19 protein-coding genes and 1 pseudogene are annotated in these 22,335 nt (G+C 47.0%); 9 read left to right on the plus strand and 11 right to left on the minus strand.

From position 1 onward, the window contains the following. Positions 1–21 precede the first annotated feature (21 nt). Positions 22–1,962 (plus strand): ATP-dependent zinc metalloprotease FtsH, encoded by a 1,941-nt coding sequence (gene ftsH, locus NC997_RS25810; RefSeq protein ID WP_190528040.1) that lies wholly within the window; start codon positions 22–24, stop codon positions 1,960–1,962. A 290-nt stretch (positions 1,963–2,252) separates the two neighbouring features. On the opposite strand, the gene NC997_RS25815 is transcribed toward ftsH, so the two are convergent. Next, positions 2,253–2,411, minus strand: a complete 159-nt coding sequence (locus NC997_RS25815) for a hypothetical protein (protein WP_190412018.1) — start codon at positions 2,409–2,411, stop codon at positions 2,253–2,255. Positions 2,412–2,641: 230 nt separating this feature from the next. Beyond that, entirely contained in the window at positions 2,642–3,562 is a 921-nt protein-coding gene (locus NC997_RS25820) for a bestrophin family ion channel (RefSeq protein WP_190528041.1), read from the minus strand. A 398-nt stretch (positions 3,563–3,960) separates the two neighbouring features. On the opposite strand from NC997_RS25820, the gene NC997_RS25825 reads away from it, so the two are divergent. From NC997_RS25825 to ftsH3, 6 genes are all read left to right on the plus strand, one after another. Then, positions 3,961–6,165: an ATP-binding protein gene (locus NC997_RS25825; RefSeq protein WP_199306215.1), complete on the plus strand. Its 2,205-nt coding sequence runs from the start codon at positions 3,961–3,963 to the stop codon at positions 6,163–6,165. 270 nt (positions 6,166–6,435) lie between these two features. Next, a complete protein-coding gene (locus NC997_RS25830; RefSeq protein WP_190528045.1) occupies positions 6,436–7,416 on the plus strand; it encodes a hypothetical protein in 981 nt (326 codons plus the stop codon). Between the two features lie 79 nt (positions 7,417–7,495). Then, on the plus strand, positions 7,496–7,888 hold the full coding sequence (locus NC997_RS25835) for a hypothetical protein (protein ID WP_199306216.1): 393 nt from the start codon (positions 7,496–7,498) through the stop codon (positions 7,886–7,888). A gap of 518 nt (positions 7,889–8,406) precedes the next feature. After that, positions 8,407–8,955 carry a DUF3124 domain-containing protein gene (locus NC997_RS25840; protein WP_190528047.1) on the plus strand — a complete coding sequence of 183 codons (549 nt, stop codon included), beginning with the start codon at positions 8,407–8,409 and terminating at the stop codon, positions 8,953–8,955. A 790-nt stretch (positions 8,956–9,745) separates the two neighbouring features. Further along, entirely contained in the window at positions 9,746–10,564 is an 819-nt protein-coding gene (locus tag NC997_RS25845; protein ID WP_190528049.1) for an aminotransferase class IV, read from the plus strand. A 333-nt stretch (positions 10,565–10,897) separates the two neighbouring features. Next, the gene (gene ftsH3, locus NC997_RS25850) at positions 10,898–12,736 is read left to right on the plus strand and encodes an ATP-dependent zinc metalloprotease FtsH3 (protein WP_190412024.1); all 1,839 of its coding nucleotides are present in this window, start codon (positions 10,898–10,900) and stop codon (positions 12,734–12,736) included. A gap of 561 nt (positions 12,737–13,297) precedes the next feature. Here ftsH3 and NC997_RS25855 read toward each other — a convergent pair. From NC997_RS25855 to NC997_RS25885, 7 genes and pseudogenes are all read right to left on the minus strand, one after another. Beyond that, positions 13,298–14,689 (minus strand): nucleotidyltransferase domain-containing protein, encoded by a 1,392-nt coding sequence (locus tag NC997_RS25855; RefSeq protein ID WP_190528051.1) that lies wholly within the window; start codon positions 14,687–14,689, stop codon positions 13,298–13,300. Positions 14,690–14,707: 18 nt separating this feature from the next. Next, positions 14,708–15,037, minus strand: a pseudogene (locus NC997_RS25860) (type II toxin-antitoxin system PemK/MazF family toxin). Beyond that, positions 15,015–15,218, minus strand: coding sequence for a hypothetical protein (locus NC997_RS25865; RefSeq protein ID WP_190528054.1), 204 nt, complete (start codon positions 15,216–15,218; stop codon positions 15,015–15,017). The pseudogene NC997_RS25860 and the gene NC997_RS25865 overlap by 23 nt, the downstream one beginning before the upstream one ends. 309 nt (positions 15,219–15,527) lie before the next feature. Continuing rightward, a complete protein-coding gene (locus NC997_RS25870) occupies positions 15,528–15,977 on the minus strand; it encodes a GFA family protein (protein ID WP_190528055.1) in 450 nt (149 codons plus the stop codon). Positions 15,978–16,508: 531 nt separating this feature from the next. Beyond that, the gene (locus tag NC997_RS25875) at positions 16,509–16,979 is read right to left on the minus strand and encodes a cupin domain-containing protein (protein WP_190528057.1); all 471 of its coding nucleotides are present in this window, start codon (positions 16,977–16,979) and stop codon (positions 16,509–16,511) included. Then, positions 16,976–17,362, minus strand: a complete 387-nt coding sequence (locus tag NC997_RS25880; RefSeq protein WP_190528077.1) for a nuclear transport factor 2 family protein — start codon at positions 17,360–17,362, stop codon at positions 16,976–16,978. Before NC997_RS25880 ends, NC997_RS25875 begins: the two co-directional genes overlap by 4 nt. 44 nt (positions 17,363–17,406) lie before the next feature. Beyond that, complete coding sequence (locus NC997_RS25885) at positions 17,407–18,180, minus strand: hypothetical protein (protein WP_190528079.1); 774 nt, start codon at positions 18,178–18,180, stop codon at positions 17,407–17,409. 302 nt (positions 18,181–18,482) lie between these two features. Here NC997_RS25885 and NC997_RS25890 point away from each other — a divergent pair, with 302 nt between their 5' ends. Then, positions 18,483–19,052 (plus strand): DUF3611 family protein, encoded by a 570-nt coding sequence (locus NC997_RS25890; protein WP_190412026.1) that lies wholly within the window; start codon positions 18,483–18,485, stop codon positions 19,050–19,052. A gap of 76 nt (positions 19,053–19,128) precedes the next feature. Here the strand turns inward: NC997_RS25890 and NC997_RS25895 are convergent, their stop codons facing one another. Together NC997_RS25895 and NC997_RS25900 are read right to left on the minus strand one after the other, a co-directional pair. Beyond that, entirely contained in the window at positions 19,129–19,716 is a 588-nt protein-coding gene (locus tag NC997_RS25895; RefSeq protein WP_190528059.1) for a hypothetical protein, read from the minus strand. A gap of 151 nt (positions 19,717–19,867) precedes the next feature. Beyond that, the gene (locus NC997_RS25900; RefSeq protein ID WP_190528061.1) at positions 19,868–20,674 is read right to left on the minus strand and encodes an ion transporter; all 807 of its coding nucleotides are present in this window, start codon (positions 20,672–20,674) and stop codon (positions 19,868–19,870) included. Between the two features lie 214 nt (positions 20,675–20,888). Between NC997_RS25900 and NC997_RS25905 the strand changes: the two genes are divergently transcribed. Further along, positions 20,889–22,175 (plus strand): DUF389 domain-containing protein, encoded by a 1,287-nt coding sequence (locus tag NC997_RS25905; RefSeq protein WP_190528063.1) that lies wholly within the window; start codon positions 20,889–20,891, stop codon positions 22,173–22,175. The last annotated feature ends 160 nt before the right edge of the window (positions 22,176–22,335 follow it).

Genomic DNA, 22,335 nt, shown 5'->3' on the forward strand with positions numbered 1-22,335 from the left:
TTTAAGAGGTTCGTATCTACAATGCCTGTTGAAAATAATAATAAGCGATCGCCCAAAGCCTCTAGAACAAAGCAGTTTGGCGGCAGCTTCCTGATTTTGTTCACTATCCTTCTACTGCTAAACTTTATCATTCCGAGTTTTGGCTCTCAATTGCCGCAGGTACCCTACAGCGACTTTATCAATCAGGTAGAAAGCGGTAAAGTTGAGCAGGCAGTTGTGAGCAATGACCGGATCGAGTATGCGCTTAAATCCGATGCCACGGGAGAGCAAGCCGCACCAGATCAGGTATTCGTCACCACGCCAGTGGCAATCGATCTGGATCTACCCAAGATCCTGCGCGAACATAACGTAAAGTTTGCTGCACCTGCACCCAACAACAATGGCTGGATTGGAACCCTCCTCAGTTGGGTTGTTCCTCCCCTGATTTTCTTTGGAATTTGGGGATGGTTGATGAACCGGGGTGGAGGCGCAGGTGGCGCAGCGCTGACGGTTGGGAAAAGCAAGGCACGGATTTACTCAGAAGGCAGCACCGGCATCAAGTTTAGTGATGTGGCGGGTGTCGATGAAGCCAAGTTAGAACTGCTAGAGATTGTGGATTTCTTGAAAAATGCCGGGAAGTACACCCGATTGGGAGCAAAAATTCCCAAAGGCGTGCTGCTGGTGGGACCTCCGGGAACTGGAAAGACACTCTTAGCAAAAGCGATCGCGGGTGAAGCGGGCGTTCCTTTCTTCAGTATCTCTGGCTCCGAATTCATCGAGCTATTCGTCGGTGTTGGCGCTGCACGAGTCCGCGACTTATTTGAACAAGCCAAAAAACAAGCCCCTTGCATCGTCTTCATCGACGAACTAGACGCGCTAGGTAAATCTCGCGGCGGTGCTGGAGGCTTTGTCGGTGGAAACGATGAGCGCGAACAAACCCTTAACCAGTTGCTCACCGAAATGGATGGTTTTGATGGGAATACCGGGGTGATTATCGTCGCCGCCACCAACCGCCCAGAAGTGCTAGATCCGGCTCTGCGGCGTCCGGGTCGTTTTGACCGGCAAGTGGTGGTAGACCGCCCGGATAAAGTGGGTAGAGAAGCCATTCTTGGCGTCCATTCCCGAAATGTCAAGTTAGCAGATGATGTAGACTTGGTAGCGATCGCGGGTCGCACACCTGGGTTTGCCGGTGCCGATTTAGCCAACCTGGTGAATGAAGCGGCGCTACTGGCAGCACGTCAGAACCGCGACGCTGTGATGATGGCAGACTTCAACGAAGCAATTGAGCGTGTTGTCACCGGATTAGAGCGCAGATCCCGCGTTCTGAATGATGTTGAGAAAAAGACTGTCGCTTATCACGAAGTCGGTCATGCGATTATCGCGGCTTTGATGCCGGGAGCTGGTAAAGTCGAGAAAATCTCTATCGTCCCCCGTGGCGTCGGTGCCCTAGGCTACACGCTCCAGATGCCAGAGGAAGACCGCTTTTTGATGGTAGAAGATGAAATTCGCGGTCGAATCGCCACTCTCTTAGGTGGACGCTCATCGGAAGAGTTAATCTTTGGAAAGGTGTCTACGGGTGCGAGTGACGACATCCAAAAAGCAACAGATTTAGCGGAACGGGCGATTACTCTCTACGGCATGAGTGATGAATTGGGACCCGTGGCGTTTGAGAAGCCGCAGCAACAGTTCATGGAGGGTTACAGCAATCCGCGTCGTTCAGTGAGTCCCGTGGTGGCTGAGCAGATTGACCGTCAAGTGAAGGAAACGATTGATGCAGCGCATCACATGGCTTTAGAAATCCTAGACAAGAATCGGGATTTGCTGGAAGATTTGGCACAGATGCTTTTGCAAAAAGAAGTTTTGGAAGGCGCTGAACTGCGGGAACAACTCAAATCCGCTAATATTCCTTCAGAAATGGATGAATGGTTGCGTAGCGGGAAGTTACCTGACGGGATACAGTTGAAGCAAGCCGCTTTGGTTTAATGACTCCTTGAGGTGAGAAAAAAGCGATCGCTTTTCCTTTAAAGCGATCGCTTTTCCTTTGGGAGCATCCTGATACGTGCCAATCTACAACAGCGGTTTTCTTTCGCCTGTTTTACGGCTTTAGTGAAGAAATCTGCAAGGTAACTGTACTAAGTATTATTACCTGGTTCCAGAGAAGAATGATGGAATCAAGTTGCGCTCGCTAACGAGAGTGGGTAGTGAAACGCATCTTTTTTGTAAAAATTTATATAACCATCCTCTGTAACGGCCTTCCCCTAGTGCGTCACCCTTCAAAGTTGATAATCTACAGCAATCGGTTGGACTTGCTCTTCGCTAGTCACTACTGGGGCACCTGAAAATGGATGAAAATTTATCAATTCTGCCAGAAGTGCAGCCGCTGTTATAAAGTATAAAACTACACTAAATTTTATGAGCCATGCACCATTCATTGAAGATTTCCTTTTGGGCAGAGTTTAATTTCTTAAACATGATACCAACCTTCTCAAAATCGTCATGTATCTTAAGCAACATTGAAGCGATCGCGCGACCTAATTTCCCTTGAGGATGCTCCACAATGAATCTCCCGATCGCTTTTGAAGGCGAGTAGGAATATTTGTTTCTGTTGTAGACATCCAGTAAAATCGGATTCGTCTTCTGCGATCGCGAGCCGGATTTTTTCCTATACTGCTTTATCGATTCGTGTGGTCTTCCAATCCCTAACACTAGGGGCTAGAGAAATTAAATCTTCGATATTGCGCCGCATCGTGGCGCAAATTGCATCCAAAGGCAGGTCATTTGCATCGTGACCAAATGGATTTTCAATTTCAATCCCAATTTCTTCAATTCCAAACAATGTAAAACTAATCAAAGCAACCGTTAGTCCAGTCCACCAATGCAACTGTCCAACCATTTGAAACGGCAAAGATAGACAATAGATTAACAGTAACTGCTTGAGATGAATTACATAAGCCATTGGAATTGGAGTTTTGAGAATTCGTTCGCAAGCTCCTAAATTGTCTACCAGTATATTAATTAAGTTTTGCAGAGAATTCATTTGATAAACATTCAGGCAATTTCGACCATATTGTTCTTGTAGATAATCTCCAATCCAAAACGCAACTTCAAGCGGTGGATTGTTCATTGTCTTTAACTTAAAGTAGCGAGACGCAGACATCAAATCTTCGAGTTCGCTGTTGACTGGCTCCGATCTTAGATGCAATTTAGTCGCTACAGAAAAAGCTACTAGAAGCCGTAAAGCAGCTATTTTAGACTCTCTATCTTTCGGTTCATTTTCGTCAACCGAAACCCAAATTTGACGAGCCAGGTTGCGGACAGTGTTTACTATACTACCCCAACATTTCCGACCTTCCCAGAACCGCTCGTAAGCTGTATTCGTCCGAAACACCAGTAATAAACCTAAAACAATATTGGGAATTAAGCTAGCTAGAATTGGCAAAGATACAGCTAATTTAAAATGGTAAAGAACAGAAATAATTAAGCCAAATCCCCCACAGATAAGGGTTCTAGGCAAGACTGCTGGAATGACCGAGCCTTTTAACTGGAAGGTAACTTGAAACCACTGCCATTTCTTTTTATCCATTCAACTTTAACCTCTAACTTTGATTCAGACGCTGAATTACATCCAAAAGATAATACTCGATTTATCCCTGAGAATTCTTTTAGGTTGTAGCATGGTCAGCAAATGTTTCTGAAACAGTCTTGTCTGTTTAGGCGTCAATTGTGTCAACGATGTTCCATTGCGGTTAGGAGTCGGTAAGCGATCGCATTGTTAGATGATTTCAATCGCGATCGCGCTTCGGAATTGCTAAAAGTATTAACAATTGCAGTATTGTTTACCCGGATTGTGGTAAATTATTGGGCTTTGCTTGAGATTGCCCTAAAATTTAAATAATTATAAAATATAGCGCTCTTTGACAGGCACGCAAAGCTATCTTAGCTGCCCCAAGCCATATTTAAGAAGTGTCTTCTGGAGGTACTTTGACCACTGTTCCCCTGCCGCCTAACGAAATAGAACGCCTAGAGGCACTGCGTCGCTACAACATTCTCGATACACCTCCCGAAGAAAGCTTCGACCGCATTACGGCTCTGGCGGCTCGGCTTTTTGACGTACCCATTGCCCTCGTTTCTTTAGTTGACCAATTTCGAGCCTGGTTTAAATCCTGCTACGGCTTTGACACCCGCGAAATTAATCGTGAAGCAACAATGTGTAGCTTCGCGATTTTGTCTAAGGATGTTTTCGTGGTTGCAGATACCAGAAATGACCCTCGCTTCGCTTGTAAGCCCTATGCAATTAGCGAACCGGGGATTCGCTTCTATGCAGGTGCGCCCCTGATCGCTAAGGATGGTTTTAATCTTGGCACCCTTTGTCTTGTAGACAGCAAGCCGCGCCATGAGTTATCTGCCGAGCAGCGAGCAACCCTTGCCGATCTAGCGGCGATGGTGGTTGATGAGCTAGAGTTGCGGCTGGCTGCACACAAAATTGCTCAGATGGATGCTGCCCTCATTGAGGTGACGAAGGGAGTTTCGGCAGCGACAGGGGAGGCGTTTTTCTACTCCCTGGCGCAACACCTCACTAAGGCATTGGATGTTGATTTCGCTTTTATTGGGGAACTGGCGGGGAAAGACGAAGATAAAGTCAGCACGATTGCTCTCTATGCCCAGCATGAGATTGCAGACAATATTGAGTATTCACTGCTGAATACACCTTGCAAACAGGTGATTCAGCAAGGAAAGCTATGCTGCTATCCCCGCAATCTCCAAGCGCAATTTCCTGGTAATCTTTTGCTTGCCGAGATGGACGTTGATAGCTATATCGCAACTCCGCTTTTAGGCTCCACAGGGAGAGTGTTGGGATTAGTGGGGGTGATGGCTCGAAAACCGTTGGAGTATACCCATCTGGCAGAATCGCTGCTGACAATCTTTGCCACCCGTGCGACAGCCGAACTGGAGCGCAAGCGAGCGGAGGAAGAACGTACCCGACTGTTGGCTAGCGAACAAGCGGCACGCGCCGAGGCAGAGGCGGCGAACCGCATGAAAGACGAGTTTTTGGCGGTACTTTCTCACGAATTGCGATCGCCCCTCAACCCAATTATCGGATGGTCGGGGATGCTTCGCACTCAGAAGTTGAATGCAGCAACGACTGCCCGCGCCCTGGAAACCATTGAGCGCAACGCTAAGTTACAGGCAGAGTTGATTGAGGATCTTCTGGATGTGTCGCGGATGATTCGAGGCAAACTTTCCTTGAATGTGTGCCCGGTTAATCTGATCTCAATTGTTCAAGCGGCGATGGAGACGGTACATCTAGCCGCAGCGGCTAAAAGCATTCGACTGGAATCTGTACTCGATCCCGCCATCGGTTTGGTTATCGGCGATCCAAACCGCTTGCAGCAGATTATCTGGAACTTGCTCTCGAATGGGATCAAGTTCACACCCTCCGGGGGACGAGTGGAAATCAAGCTCGATTGCACTGGCTCCTACGCCCAGATTGAGGTGAGCGATACAGGCAAAGGAATCGAGGCTGACTTTCTGCCCTATGTCTTCGAGCGCTTCCGTCAAGCTGATAGTACCAGCACGCGATCGCAAACAGGGCTTGGTTTAGGTTTGGCAATTGTTCGTCACCTCACCGAACTACACGGCGGAACTGTCTGTGTTGACAGTCCTGGGGAGGGGCAGGGGGCAATCTTTACGGTGAAACTGCCGCTGATGATGAAGACTGAGTTGAAAGGACTCAAGCCTGAGCTAGAAGCCCCACTTAGTACACAGCCTTCATCAAGCTTCAGCACTGTACTGGAAGGGTTACAGGTGTTGGTTGTAGATGACGAGGCTGATAGCCGAGATTTTCTCGCGATCGCGCTTGAACAGTATGGAGCGAGGGTAACAGCAGTAGCATCGGTACAGGAGGCACTTGAGGCGCTGCAACAGGTAAAACCAGATGTCTTAGTGAGCGACATTGGGATGCCCGATGAGGATGGCTACACGTTGATCGGCAAAATTAGAGCAATGACGCCAGAGCAAGGAGGACAGATTTCAGCGGTAGCACTGACGGCGTATGCCAGAAGCGAGGATTGCGAGCGTGCGATTTTGGCAGGCTTCCAGCAGCACGTCACAAAGCCTGTCGAGGCAGCCGCATTCGCTGCAACAATCGCTAGCTTGGCTAGAAATTCTTTCAATATAGTCTCCTAGTTGGGGATGCGATCGCGTTGTAACTGAGGTCAAGGGCGATCGCGCATTCATGCAGTAAATTTTTGGGTTTTATGATGCCCCGGTGATCATTACTGACATCTTCACATTTCCAACATAATCCTCTGCAAGAAATGCCAGTGTTTATTCGGATGGCATAGTTCTGTGTTTATTCTTATGGTTTTGATGTTGCTGAATTAAATTCCTGTCGCCAATCTAAATTCTTATCAGGAAATATCTTAGCGTCCGAAAACCTAGGTTTAGGAGTGTTTCATGATCTTTGTTATACCGATTATTTTAGGCGCAGTTGCTTTAGCGACTGCCGCTTTCGGTGGAGTCAAAGCGGCTGAAGGCATTGGCAACATGAATGAAGCCAAGGAAATTGGTGAACGTGCCCAAAAACGTTATGAACAAGCTGTCAGTGAGTTGAAAGCAGACTGGGAAGCTACTAACAAGCTAGCAGAAGAGTATGGTCAACTTCAGCTTGATGTCATGATGCGTACAATTGGACGCTTTGTTGCTTTTATTGAGCGTATTGGTCAGCGGAATAAAAAAAGTGAAAAGGAATTTTTGGAGGGGTTGGAAGGAATTTCAATTCAACAACTCCAGGAGTATAAAACTGCGGCGATTGAGGCTCAGGAATTTTTCATCGGCGGCGCTAAGGCTGTTGGGGCAGCAGCAGCAGGATACGGCGGTGCAATGGGTCTTGCTACTTCTGTGGGAGTTGCAAGTACCGGAACACTTATAGGGGGTCTTAGTGGTGCCGCTGCTTGGAATGCGACTTTAGCATGGCTAGGCGGCGGATCGCTGGCAGCGGGCGGCGGAGGTATGGCTCTTGGTTCTATTGTGCTTGGTGGTATCACTGTTGGCCCAGCTGTCCTGATTGGTGGTTTTGTGCTGGCTGGTGAGGGTGAGAAAGCTTTGACAAAGGCACGGGAGTACGAAGCTCAAGTCAACAGTGCGATTGCAAAGATTAAGGCTGCAAAAGACTTTATGCAACAAGTCAAACGGCGAATTAATGAGTTAAGGAATTTGCTTGAATCCCTTAACAACCGCGCTGTTTTAAGTCTGAACGAACTTGAATCTCAATCATCATTTGACAAAAACAGAGATTCTGGCAAATTTCAACAGGTAGCACTTCTAGTCACGGCACTTGCAGAAATCATGAAAACCCCTGTCTTAGATAAGGAAGGGCATCTGAATCCTGCGACTGCATCTATCAAAGCGAAGTACTGTGCCCTTGGAAAAAACTAGCTATGTCAGTCCAAAAAATCGCTGTTGCATTAAACAAGGCAATAAATCCATCTGAATGCTTACCGCAAATCGTCTCTGAATGCTAAATCCATCTGAATGCTTACCGCAAATCGTCTCTGAATGCTTACAGAAAATTGTCTCAGGCTATACCGAATACAAGATTATTGCAGAGCAGGAACAGACTAAGCGCTGCGAAATCGAAGCTTGGGAAAAAGAAACAATAGCCAATATTAATGCCCAGCGCGACGTGCTAATGGCATACCTTGACCGTTCGTTTGATGAACGTGCAGAAAACTTTCGCGCTTTGTTCGGTGTCGTCGATCTAGCAATTACAACAGGCAATAACGAGCAATTAGCTCTAGCCTTGAACTCAATTACGGAAATAGCAAAGTCAAGCCCTTTTAAAGATATTGCCAACTTAGCTTCTGTCAAAGCAGCACTAAACGATCCAAACCATGAATGGTCGTTTTGATCGGGAGCATCCCAATGCTTGTAAAAAGGGCGAAAAGAATTCGCATTTATACAGACTAAACCCGACCGAAGCGGGTTTCAAAAGTTTCGCTTTGCTCGTACCAAAGGACGTTTGTGTAGCGCTTGTCGCCTTTTTGTAGCATTTTGAAGTATAGCTATCGCCAGTAGTTGTACAGCGACTTTTTATTTGACGTGGAGACATATTAGTGTCGTTAAAGAGTCAAAGCTAGCCTGGCTTGCTTTTTCGGCTCAATCTAATTTGGCAACGCTGATAGTCAAATGCTAGCTCATTGAGTAATCTTTACTGTGTAATCCTGCAATCAGGAAAGTTTTGCTCAGTGACCCGAAATTGTCTCGACATCATTTAATTTGGCACTGTACACAAACAGTCGTTTGTAATGCAAAATTTTTTAGCCCCAATTGGAACCAAAACATAAAAAATACCCTGACTTTTAAAGCCAGGGTACCGGGTAGCATCGAAAATTAATCGCAGTTAGCAAAATCTAACAATTACCTCTAATGAAGCTTTATTTGTATTTTTCTTCGACCCTAGCACTCATTGTCCTTGCCTCTTGCAGTTTACCGGGGATTCCACAGAAGCCACAATCTAATATGGGTCAGGTGACTCAACCCCAACTCAGGGTGGTAACGTTGGATGACAATAGTAAGATAGCGATGGGGCAAACTATCTATGTCCCTATCTATTCTCATATTTATTACGAAAACCAGAAGGAAGTTTTATATTTATCAGCCACTCTTAGTATTCGCAATACGGATTTGAGCAATCCCATCATTGTCACTTCAGTGCGCTACTATGATACAGAGGGAAAATTAATCAAGCACTATTTAGATCGCCCTGTGGAACTTGGTTCTCTAGCTTCTACAGATTTTGTTGTAGCGAGAACTGACACCACTGGGGGGTTAGGAGCTAACTTTATTGTTGAGTGGATAGCTAAAAAGAAAGTTTCTGAGCCTGTCGTTGAAGCCGTTATGATTAGTGCTGCATCCAACCAAGGAATTTCTTTTGTTAGTCCTGGTAGAGTTATTAAAAGTCATAACAATAAGTAATTTGTATTATTAGCTTTTTTTGACACAAAAAGATACTACCAAAGTTTTTTAACGATTATTAGTTTACTATCAAACTTCTAGCCACAATATCGATAAAAAGGAAAACACGTTAGCTTTCAGTGAGGATAATATCGAAGCTATCCTTTCCCAAAGCGCTAAGCTGTTCAGCTAAATTACTCAAAGAGAACAGAAAATAACATAGTTGTTGAAGGCGATCGCATCTCCAAAAAAAGTCTTAATACATTGCGAGTCTTGCGCTTAATTTAGCTGGGTTCATCGTCATGAAGATGGAATCGACCTAATCACGTCAATCATTAATAAATTTCGGTTTAATAGCTCCTTGCCGCCTGAGTTGAAACCATTCTGGAAACTCAGGACATTTTTGCTCATCAATCACCTTTTCAACGTTGATGTACAGTGCCAAATTAAATGGCGTCGAGACAATTTCGTGTCACTGAGCAAAACTTTCCCGATTGCAGGATTACAGAGAAAGATTACTCAACGATCTAGCATTTGACCATCAGCATTGCCAATTTAGATTGAGCGGAAAAAGCAAGTCAGGTTTAGCTTTGCCTCTTTAACGACACTAATCCGATCTGTCTCCACGTCCAATAAAAAGTCACTATACAGCCTGTAAAAAGGGCGAAGAGAATTCGCATCTATACAGACTAAACCCGACCGAAGCGGGTTTCAAAAGTCTCGCGTTGCACGTACAAAAGGACGTTTGTGTAGTGTTTGTCGCCTCTATGTAGTATTTTGAAGTATATTGTATTCACCCAAAGGTGATGAGATGTACTGGTATAACGGCAACCTGATTGAGTCGGGAACCCTGGAGTTAGCGATTGACGATCCGGGGTTGCTTTATGGAGCGAAGGTGTTTACAACGCTGCGGGTTTATGAGCAGTCGTTGGAGAGTCCGCTGACTAACTGGAAGGGACATTGCGATCGCCTCTGTTGCAGCGTGCAAACGTTTGACTGGCAGCAGCCAGACTGGGAAAAATTACGACAACAAGCAGAAGCGTTAATCCCCCACTTCCCCGTTCTCAGAATTACCCTATTTCCCGATGGGCGAGAGTGGATTAGCGGGCGGTTTTTCCCGGATGATTTGACAGACAGACAAAAATATGGTGTTAAAAGTTGGTTAGCGGCAGAGCCGTTATTTTGCCGCTCAATTCCCGAACATAAAACGGGGAACTACCTGCCTGCTTGGCTGGCATTGGGAAAAGCTCAGCAGATGGGAGCGACAGAAGCAATTTTGGTCGATGATAAGGGAAATTGGTTAGAAACCAGTACGGGCAATCTTTGGGGATGGCGGGATGGTAAGTGGTGGACGCCGCCTCTAGATGCTGGAATTTTGCCGGGAATCGCGCGATCGCAACTGATCAACTGGCTGGCAAGTCAGAATCAAACCCCTGAGCAAGTACCTTGGGATGCTGACTTTGTGAAAGGATTGTCAGTTCTTGCTTATAGTAATTGCGTGGTGCAAGTCGTTCCGATTCATACCGTTCTTTGCCAAGAAGGTACTTTGACTTTTGACCCGTTACACAGCAGCCTAGAGCAATTGCAGAGCTTATTTCAGCGCTACCAAACCCATCAAGCTTCCCCCTGAGCGTAAAAAGCTCGACGACTGAAGTCGCGACTCCACAAACGAACCCTGTCTTTACAGGCTAGGAGACAAAGCCTGCGTAGGCAGGCTTTGTCTGTGTAGTCCTACCCTTCTAGGGTGGGGACTATGTTGTGTAGCCCCATTTCTAGGGTGTGGGAGTAGATTGTTCCGGCTAGGATGGTTGTTTTTGTGGCGACGGTTACGATGAAGATAGATGACGTTGTTGAAGGTTTCTATGAACCAACCGTGTCAAGGAATTCTGAGACGGGTTAACATAAGTTAATACAAATAAAAATTCAAAGCGTCCCCATATCCTAGAGCTTAGGAGGAAACTCGGTGAACAAACGGTGGAGAAATGCAGGGCTGTATGCGCTGCTAGCAATAGTTGTAATCGCCTTAGGAACAGCATTTTTAGACAAACAACCCCAAAGTCGGGAAACCTGGAAATACAGCAAGCTGATTCAGGAAGTTCAAGACGGTCGGATTGAAAGAGTTGGTCTTAGTGCCGACCGCACTAAGGCGCTTGTTACAGCACAAGACGGCAGCAAGATTGTCGTTAACCTGCCTAATGACCCAGACCTGATTAGCATTCTGTCCACCAAGGGTGTAGACATTTCAGTTCTGCCCCAGAGCGATGACAGCTTCTGGTTCCGCGCCTTGAGCAGTCTCTTCTTCCCCGTTCTGCTTCTGGTTGGATTATTCTTTTTGCTACGCCGCGCTCAGAGTGGCCCAGGCTCTCAAGCGATGAACTTTGGCAAATCCAAAGCCAGAGTCCAAATGGAGCCACAAACCCAAGTAACTTTTGGGGATGTCGCTGGCATTGACCAAGCCAAGCTAGAGCTGAATGAAGTCGTTGACTTCCTCAAGAACGCCGACCGCTTCACCGCCATTGGAGCAAAAATTCCCAAAGGCGTGCTGCTAGTTGGACCTCCGGGAACGGGTAAAACGCTGCTCGCTCGTGCAGTTGCTGGGGAAGCAGGTGTGCCTTTCTTCTCTATCTCTGGTTCTGAGTTTGTAGAAATGTTCGTCGGTGTCGGTGCATCTCGCGTGCGCGACCTGTTTGAACAAGCCAAGGCAAATGCTCCCTGTATCGTATTTATCGATGAAATTGATGCCGTGGGGCGTCAGCGGGGTGCAGGTTTAGGCGGCGGTAACGATGAGCGGGAACAAACCCTCAACCAGTTGCTGACCGAGATGGACGGTTTCGAGGGCAACACGGGAATTATTATCATCGCTGCTACGAACCGCCCAGATGTACTTGATGCAGCACTGCTGCGTCCGGGTCGCTTTGACCGTCAGGTGGTCGTGGATCGTCCCGATTATGCCGGTCGCTTGGAGATTCTCAACGTTCACGCCCGTGGCAAAACGCTGGCGAAGGATGTGGATCTCGAGAAGATCGCTCGTCGTACTCCTGGTTTCACGGGTGCTGACCTCTCCAATTTGCTGAACGAAGCAGCGATTCTGGCGGCTCGTCGCAACCTGACCGAAATCTCGATGGATGAAATCAATGATGCCATCGACCGGGTGCTAGCTGGCCCAGAGAAGAAAGACCGGGTGATGAGCGAGAAGCGCAAAACCTTGGTGGCTTATCACGAAGCGGGTCACGCTCTCGTCGGTGCCTTGATGCCAGATTATGACCCGGTGCAAAAGATCAGCATCATCCCTCGCGGTCGTGCGGGTGGTTTGACTTGGTTTACACCGAGTGAAGACCGGATGGATTCTGGTCTGTACAGCCGCTCTTATCTGCAAAATCAGATGGCAGTCGCCTTGGGCGGTCGGCTTGCTGAAGAAATCATCTTCGGTGAAGAAGAAGTAACAACGGGTGCCTCGAATGACTTGCAGCAGGTGGCTCGTGTGGCGCGTCAAATGGTGATGCGGTTTGGCATGAGCGATCGCTTGGGACAAGTTGCTTTAGGTCGTCAGCAAGGCAATATGTTCTTGGGACGCGACATTGCCGCCGAGCGGGATTTCTCGGAAGCAACTGCGGCGACGATTGATGATGAAGTCCACAATTTGGTGGATCAAGCTTACCATCGTGCCAAAGCAGTGCTGGTGAATAACCGCCACATCCTGGATCAATTGGCTCAAATGCTCATTGAAAAGGAAACGGTAGACGCTGAGGAACTGCAAGAGGTTCTGGCGAATAACGATGTGAAGATGGCAGCGATCGCATAATTCGCTAATTGCTCATTGAGCGTCAAAAAATTGGGGCAGTTCTAGGATATTTTCTAGAACTACCCCAATTTTTGTTTGGGGTTGCACAAAGACATCAGGAGCGATCGCGAAACAATGATTGCAGTCTTCGAGACCTCACAACAAATCTCCTCTGATTGTTTACAGCCTAAAAAATTCCCAGCATCCGTAGCTGTAGTGCAAAAAAATTCAGAGGCTTCAAATTGGCGGACGATTTGATAGTGTTTTAGCAGGCAGTTCTAAAACTTTCTTCTCTCTACAGGACTAAGTTGAAGGATAGGATGCGCGAACGAAATTAGATTTCAAACTGGGAATCTAGAAGTCACACTTTACTCTTCAAACAATGGTCGTACTTGCCATCCCTAGAGGTTCCAATTAGGATCTCCAATGATTAGCGTTTATTTGATTACAACCTGTAGCTTATGTCGCATACATAGCGGTCTAACGGCAAAACGCAGCGGCGGCAGATAATCTCGAATTCAGCACCAGCGGCTTTCAAGCATCCACTGCATTTGAATTGTTGAGCTGCCTTATAGATGCTAACTACCTAATTCTATTGCGATTATCATCTTCAAAACTCATAGCTGCGTACTCTTCTTCTGAGCATACTGTTATATCAAGCTGTGAGGCTTGCTTTTCAAACACTTGACTGATGCTCTCTAATGTTGACGATATCAATTCTTGGTCTGCTCCGACTGTATACACGACGATGAGATCGATATCGTTGTAAAGTTCTCGTCTCAAATACGAACCAAATATATACACTTGAAAGCGTGGGGGGACTGAGGCTGTACTAAGCAGAGATTTTGAAAAGCTAAGACGACTAGATCTCTCATCGTTTGGGAGATAGTTTAGAAACTCATCACCATCTTTGCGGATGGCACCCATGAACGTCTTAAGCGTGAATAAGCCAATCTTATGATCAATGCAGAGGGCTTTAGCTTCTCGCGTATACGCACCATAAGGGTTAGAGCAAATGATTGCATCAACCGCTGGGTCAATCGCCATGACTTGTTCAAACGTGTATTCAGTGAAGAAATAAGTATTTGTCGCAAAAACTCGAAGACTGCGTCCATCCTTAAGTTCAACATCAAACATTGCTATGTTGAGTTTCTCCATTCGAGTAATAAAAGAATGGGTTGCCAAAAAATCTTCGATGTATTTTGATACAGTCGCTTTTCTAAATTCAATTTCTTCTTCGGATCTATTCTCTCTGTTTTCTACAGGAAGACCAAGGCTCTGTTTGATGAAGTCATCAAATTCTTTTGGAAATAGCTTATAGTCGTTAACCTTTTTCTCTAATAGGCAGTTATCTCGAAAAGAATCGGAATGAAGTTTATAGCCCATCATTTGTCTATAAACTTCCCACGGGTAAGGAAAATTTCTTTTGTTAGCCTCAATTAGTCCAACGATTCTTTGGTTATTTGGAAGAATTGTGTCTAGGCATCGTCGTCGCCAGATAGTTAGCGCATCCCCAGAACTGCCCTGCAATGCCTGTTGCGAGAAAGGACCATACTCTTCAAAAATAACTCTGTTCTCGGTCAAAAGCTCATTGACTTCCTCAAGTAGTTCTCTTTCATTGCGAATTTGAGGAAAATCAAAGAGTGAATTTATCTTCTTCTCGTGATCGGCCTTCCATGCCTGCATTCGCTCGACAGAAAATTTATTCTCTAGCTCATCAACAATCTTGTGGCATTCTAGACAAAGCATTATCAAATTAGCTATGCCATCTTTATCAATGTAGTCGGCTAGTTCATGCTCGCTTCGAGGACCGCTCTTACCATGACCGATGATGTGAGCTACATTTGCAAGGCTGACCACATCATCCTCGACTCCAGCGAAGAGGTATTTAATGCAACTCGGATTTTGACAGAATCCACCACACTGTGCCCACAGTTTACGAGCAATATTTGTTGCGATGCTTTTGCGGCTCATGGTTCAATATAGCTCAGATTACAACCCTAACCAACCTTGCAAAGATTGCTCAAGTTGTTTGGCATCAATATCCATTAACTGACCAATCACTTTTATCACTAAATTTTCATGCACTGTGTAAATGCCTCTTTTGACCGCAGTAGCTACATTTAAACCCGCTCCTGCCCAGTCAGATAGCATAAATTCTCCTTCCAGCTATGAACTTGTTTTGCTTGTTAAAGGGGTAATCATAATGTCTTGAGACGGGTGCGATGTACTCACAACGACAGCAGGTCTTACCTTTGAACTCGACAAATCTGAGAAGGGATAGTGTACCAAAATAACGTCATGCTTGGAGTAGCTGGGCATATACATCATCCTCAGGATTGTCCCAAACTGCATCGAGCGATGTTTGGCTTGCTTGTAACCAAAATTCAGTCTCATTGTCAGGTAAAAGTGTTACCAATACCCTCACCCCTTCTGGTAGCTCTGCTGATTCCAATAGCTCAATTTTGCCCTGTCGAACCGTAGCCCAAAGCGTTTTTAACATAGCTGTTGTATGAAACCATACCTTGATTTTATGCCGTAATCATGGTTTGTACGCTCGCCCCTTGCTGTAAGCTAGGTTGAGCCTGTCACGTCCTTGCTTGTGAATCAGTCGGTAACGTGAAACCAAACGTGACTCGATCGAGCGATCGCATTAAGTTGAAGGATAGGATGCGATCGCGGAACGTTCTGGTGCAGCGCGGTTGTTAGGCGTTGACCTTAATAAGCGCGACCATCTTTGTGCGTTAAAGCCCATTCACCATTTGGTAATTGTGTTGCTTTGAGATCGTCTTTTGGGAATTCGACCTCATCACTACTCAATCTGAAATCGCTCAAACAGTTGGGTAAAATCACTGGGTTGTGCGTCGTAGTTTAGCATCTGCTCACTCAGGATGACCCATGTTTGAGCACTTCGAGTCCATAGATTGCCAACTGGATTAAGCCAGCTTGTATCATCCAATGTTCCAGGTTTAACGTTGGTAATTTTGGAGTTTCGAGCAGGGTTATGGAATAATCGTGTCCCACACTCCTCACAAAATAAGCAACTCACTTCACGTCCGCTGTCAGAGACTCGCTTCCACTCTTTCGGCTGCCCTTGGAGAATTATAACTGCATCGCGGGGAACGGGCATTGACATACCAAAGGCACTGGAAGATTGCTTTTGGCATTCTTTGCAATGACAAGCATAAAGTGTTAGAGGTTCAGCTCGGATCTCGTAGCGAATTTGCCTGCACTGACATCCTCCAGTGTAAGGAGCGGTCATACTTGATTGCCCTAAACTAATTGTTCATGTTTATTATCTGCCACCGCTCAAACGATTACTTCCAAATATCGCCTACTCGACAACGTTAAAACAACTCGATATCAAATACCCAACAGAGCGCTTATGACATAGCAACTTCACGATTACTGCTCTGCAAGCAGCTTGTAAATCTCACGTTTTATCTGAACAAGCAGATCGCGTACTCGATTGGCTTGCTCCAAATTGCCACTTCGAGCAACTTGGGCAACAGCATCATTGAACTAGGTTAAAGTATGGCGCAACTCAATCAATTCAGAAGGCTTGCTTTCCACAAAACTGTCGTCAGTGTTTCTTGAATCAAATTGTTGGTTGCGATCGCCCCTCACTCTATGTCTCGCCATGTTTCCACTTTTAAATCAGTCGGTAACGTGAACCTAAACATGACTCGATTGAGCGATAGCCTTCGGCTGGGCGGAGCCCATCGCATTAATGTTGAAAAATACAATGCGATCGCCCAATGTTATCGTGTAGCGCGGTTGTTAGGCAGTGACCTTAATAAGCGCGACCATCTTTGTGCGTTAAAGCCCATTCGCCATTTGGCAATTGTGTTGCTTTGAGATCGTCATTTGGGAATTCGACCTCATCTCCTTCAGTGCGATCGCCAACCTCAAGATAGGTTACATTTTCCTGGGATCGATTAATCAGTTGATGGGCGATACCCGTGCCTGCCTTAAATCCATAGCAGTCACCGGGATGCAAAACGAATTCCTCTTCGCCGAGTACCAGCGTTGGGCTGCCTTCCAATACCAGGATAAATTCTTCTTGCTTTGAGTGGCTGTGAGCAAGAGCAGAAACTGAACCGGGTGAGAGATGGGTTAAATTAACTCCAAAATGAGTCAACCCAAAATACTCACCCAGTTTTCGCTTTTGTCGTCCCTTCACTAGGGAAGCATAAGGTTCTGGATATATCGTCTTACCGAGAGCTGCTGAAATCGATTCAGCTGAGATTGGGGATTGCTTCACAACTCACCCTCCCTTGTTATATCAATGGCGTAACAAACCCAAGCTTTCTTTACCTTTCCAGTACTGTCAAACCATAGCACTTCAGTCACCATGCCCCGATGCCCTCGGTAATAGAGCGTGAGGCTATCTACACCCGTCAAGACTTCTTTCAGTTCAAAATAAAGGTCAGGAATTTGCGCTAACCCCTTCTTCCAGTAGGCTCTCACATCCGCCTTGCCACGTAGAACGCCGCTAGATTCTTCAGTAATCGATGGGATCAAAGGGGAAGCCAACTCGAAGTCATCCGCGTAGTGGCTTAGGACAGCATCGATGTCATGTTGATTCCAGCCCTCGATCCAACTGCGGGCAAAGCTTAATGCGAAATCTGCGTTCAGGATTGGCACGATCTGCAAAGACGCTTTGGTTGCAAACAAAGATCGGCACCGCTTCACAGTTCCAGCAGCAGCGCGGCATAGATACCTGCACCCAGAGCGAAAGCCCAAAAGCGGCTATCGCGATCTTCCGGGAGTTCTTCCTTCAGCACGTTCAGGACGACTCCTCCGGCGAGGAAGGCAAACAAGACTGCGATCGCTGCCTCGTGAATTTCGGTTCCGCTCCCAATGACCCATCCCACGATAATCGCCGCCGCCAGTATCCAGCGCCCCTTCTTGTGATAGGCATCCTTATGGTGTTCGCGCAAGCCGTTGTCGTTGACCATGAAATGCAAAGCCATTGCGAAGAAAAACAGAAAAAGACTTTGAAAACCCGGTTCCTCCGGGTGGATTAACAGGTAGCCGATCAAAGCATTGTAAACGGCGAATGAAGCGATGTGCGGCCAGAAGACCCCAGCTTCTGTAACATCTCCATTTCCCGCCTTTTGGTTGCGCTGGCGCGACAGTGTAGCAGCTCGCTCCAGTCCATAAAACACGCTGACGCCTATGAGTGCCACCAGGTAAACGTGGTGTTCCAGAAAGGCAAACCCCCCGTCCAACGTCTCCTTAACTGTCTCCTGTGCCTGACTCAGTTCCGGGAGGATATGGACGAAAATGTAGGCGACAGATACGCCACTCCCGATAGAAAGCCAGATACTGCGAGGGGTGGCATCCAGAAAGCGCAGCTTACCGGAGTAGAGATGCACCAGAGCCAGACCGACTGCAAGGATTGCAGACAGGAAGCGTACATCAGGATTGAATACCGAAGACTCTGCAACTGCCAACAGCATCTTAGTTGAGAAGAGGGAATATTTTTTAGAATGAATATCTTGACTAAAAAGACACGCCACTCGTCAATAGCGGCTCTGAAATCAGTGCCCTTGCTCTTTAGCTTGATAGGATTTGGGCACTAAGGCGTCCTCCCCTTAGCCGATTTTTCTGATTCTTCAAGTTTTAAACAAGTTGATTGACCGATAAATTTTCATCTTTAGGCAAGGGATCGGTTCTCTCTCTAGGTGGGCGTATAACCAGAGCCAGTAGAGGTAGTGTTCTGGTGTGGGGTATCAGCTCCTTTTTGCAACATGAGACAGATATGCAAACTCACTCAGACACCCACTCACCTTCCCCAACTAAACAAAAAATCTCCAATATTTTTCGTCTGGTAGGCTGGATTGCCTTCTGGGTCGAATTAGGATTGGCAGTTGCTTCTGGCATCGCTTTATTATTTGCTATCTCTGGTCGTAACTTTGCCAATGAAGCAAATCCTGCCCTAGGAGTCGGTATATTTTGGGCAATTTGTGGACTTTTCGCACTGTTATTCGGTGTCTTCTTAGCTTTCCGCTACACTCGCATCGCTAAAGGTTTAGCAAATCCTAATTCGGCTGTGCATCCCTCCAAAGCCGATACCGTTCAAGTCCTGCGACTAGCGTTAATTACAGGTTTGGTGGGGATTTTGTTATGTCTGTTGGGTGGTGGAGCGAGTATGGGAGTCTTACTAGCAAAATCTGTATCCCAACCTCCAGGTGTGGCAATCACCGACCCCTACAAAATCATTCGGGCGCTTGATGTTTTTGTGGTGTTAGCGAATTTTAATGGGATTGCCGGTCACTTTGTAAATGTTGTCACTGCTCTAGGGCTGCTCAAGTGGGTGCATAATCAGTAAGAATTTCCCCCACCTCTGGGTCTTTGGTTTATTGCTGATGACTAATGACTCATGGCTTACAACTCATTAAAAATTTTTAACGGCGGCGCTTTGGCGATACTGATTGATCTTCGACAGTTGATTTTGGATGGACTCGCTCTTGTAGCGCCCACACGCTTACCAGTGCTGCCGTTAAAGCTCCAATGGTGTCCATAATCAGATCCACGATGGTGTCATCCAGGTCATTGATCACTTGCACCACCCATTCAAATATCTCCCAAAGAGCGCCGATGGCGATTCCGAAGCTAGAGATCGTTAAGATATACAGCAGTCGGTGGTAGCGGAACGGAGTCAGCATTGACTCATACACGAGAAAACTCAGCGCCAGGGTTATGGAAAAGGTTGTAAAGGCATGAGCAATTTCATCGTAGGGTCCCGGTGGGTAAAATAAACCCCAAACCCAGCCACCCGCATTGATCAAGGCTGCGATTACAAACAGAAAATCAAACAACGTTGGCAGTTGATTTTCGAGGGTCACAAACAGAAACGAAGCAGCCAGGAAGCAGGCGAGTGTAAATGAACCCACCCAGTTCCGGTGATACAATTCAACGGCGATCGCGATCGCGAGTAAAAACTGTCCAACCCAAGCGGCGATTCTATACCCTCGCCAATTGCTACTCAGCATTGCTTTTTCCTCATAAATGGGTCATGGGTAAAGAGAGTTTGCAGTATTGAGTTTTGAGTTAGAAGAAAGTTTTTTAATTCAAGACTTAAAACTTTTTCCCAATTAGTCATTACTAACAAACTATAAACGAAGCAATTAATTCAATTTCATATCATGCTTCTGGTTTCTGACGGGAAAGCGCCTGAATCTCAGCCCGCAATGCAACGATTTCTTCATGCAACGCGGCGATAGATTTAGCACCTGCTACTTCTGCTTGTTCGTCTTCCGCATCGCGTCCGACAAAGAAGGTGGCGAGGGTTGCCGTTACATAGCCAAACACTGCAAAAGCATACAACGATAGGATCAAGCAGAGTACCCGACCTTCTGGAGTCTGAGGCCAGTATTCCGATCCCATCGTTGTCATAATCATTGCTGTCCACCACAGTGCAGCACCGTAGTCATTCAGTCCGCGCCCATCAGGGGTATTGCTTTCAAAAGCATACATCCCTGCGGCTCCCACCAGCGTTACCACCAGCGTCAGCGCGATGATGTAGCCAAAACCACGACGACTCATGCTGGCTCGGAGCGATCGCATACCGCGATTCAGAGAACTGATGACACGTACCAGTCGCAGCCCCCGGCTGGCTCTCAGTAAGCGAAACACGCGGGTAATTCGGAAGACGCGCAACGCTGGCAACAGTAAGGAGAGGGCTGTGAGCCAGTTTTGCTTGAGATAAATAAATTTGTAAGGAGCCAGAACTAATCGTAAGGCGAAGTCTAGGATAAAAACGATCCAGATGACGTTGCTGATGATTTCCAGCAGGGGATTTAAGCCCCAGATCAGTTCGACGACCAACAACGCCAGCCACCCAAAGCCGAGCAATAGCATGGGTGTTTCTAGCCAGTCTTCCAACTGTTGCAGAACCTCACCTTGTTCTTTTTTGAGTTCCCGTTTTTCAGATGGACTCAGATTGCTCATAAGATTTTTGATGACTCCTACAGCGGTTTTGAAAGCGCTTGCCGTAAAGCTGAGCCAAGGGTACAGCGGTCAGACTGTGGGCAAATATCCAGGTGCACAGAAAACCCCAGCAGAGGTTAGTAGAAAAGTAGTGAAATATTCCTCTAGCTAGAGAGCGAACTTCCATACTGTGCGAGATGGTTACGAGGCACGCAGACTTATATAGCTAGCCGCAATGCGCCAACTACTTGTACAGGTTCCCCGTGGGTGTGGGAAAACAGTTCTGGATATTGCCCAAGCTTGTGATGGAGCAAATCTTTCCCTGTTTGAAGCGACTGGAGCTGATGAATCGTTAGACGTGGTAATCGTTCACGTCTCGAATGGGAAGGTTGAGGAACTACTCGAAAAGTTGCAAGCGGTACCAAAATTGCATATCACGCTGCTTCCGCGTGGAGTCATCGCCTTGCAGCCACCGCCTTTTAAAGCAGCGCAGCAGGTGACAGATGTGCAGGCACGCAGTCCCATCGAAATTTTCCTCTCAGGGCTGCAAAGCGTTGGCTCATGGAAAGGGTTTCTGGGCTATGCAGCGGCGGCGGGTGTGGTGGTCTGGATCGGCTTGTTCACGAATACTAGCTATCTTCTCGTTGCTGCCATGCTGATTGCACCGTTTGCGGGGCCAGCGATGAATACAGCGATCGCTACGGCACGCGGCGATGGAGAACTTCTCGGACGGAGCCTTTTACGATACTTTTCAGCCCTGGCGGTAACAATCCTAGTCACTGGGGCACTCACCTTGATTCTGCGACAGGAAGTGGTGACATCCTCCATGAACACAACCAGTACGGTTTCGGCAGTAGCCGTGCTGCTGCCACTGGTCGCAGGTGCGGCAGGCGCTCTGAATCTTGTCCAATCGGAAAGAAGTAGCCTCGTCTCTGGGGCGGCGGTGGGAATGCTGGTTGCGGCTTCGCTGGCACCGCCTGCCGGAATGGTGGGGATGGCAAGCGCAATGGGTCGCTGGGATATGGCTGTAAACGGCGTCTTTGTGCTGTTGCTACAACTGGTTGGGATTAATCTATCCGCCTCCCTGATGTTCCGCGCCTATGGTCTGTCTGCTCAAGGTGCCCGCTATAACCGTGGCAAGCGCTGGATATTTCCGTCTGCCTTTACAGCGACTGCTGTAGCGCTCTTGGGCTTGCTGACTTGGCAGTTTTCCTCCTCCCCGGAGCTTCAGCGCAGTAGCCGCGAACAGCGAGCCGTTGCCCAAATCCAGAAGGTGGTGAATGATAGCGGTTTGGCAAAACTGGTGGAAGCCAATGTTCGGTTCACCCCCTCGAATATCAAAGGTCAGAACACGTTGTTGGGTACCATTTATGTTCAGCGTCAGGCGGGTGTTACTGAGTCTTCCGAAGAGATTCGCTCTCGCATGACTCGCGCAATTCAAAGGCAATTACTTGGCAAAGGGTTTAACGTGACCCCTTTAATTGATGTCAGCGTTCTGGAAGCGCCGCAATCGGAAAGTTAAGTTATTTTCAAGCTAAATTTCAAGCTAAATATGAGCAGCGTCATTTAAGAGCTGATTTATAAAGTAAATCTGAAGACAGGGAGTGGATAGCAATGCCGCCAATACCATAAGTGGATGTTGCCTAAAACTGCGGCTATGACTAGAAAAGCCTATAAAAGCG

The organism is Trichocoleus sp. DQ-A2 (assembly GCF_039961915.1).
Lineage (GTDB): Bacteria > Cyanobacteriota > Cyanobacteriia > Cyanobacteriales > FACHB-T130 > FACHB-T130.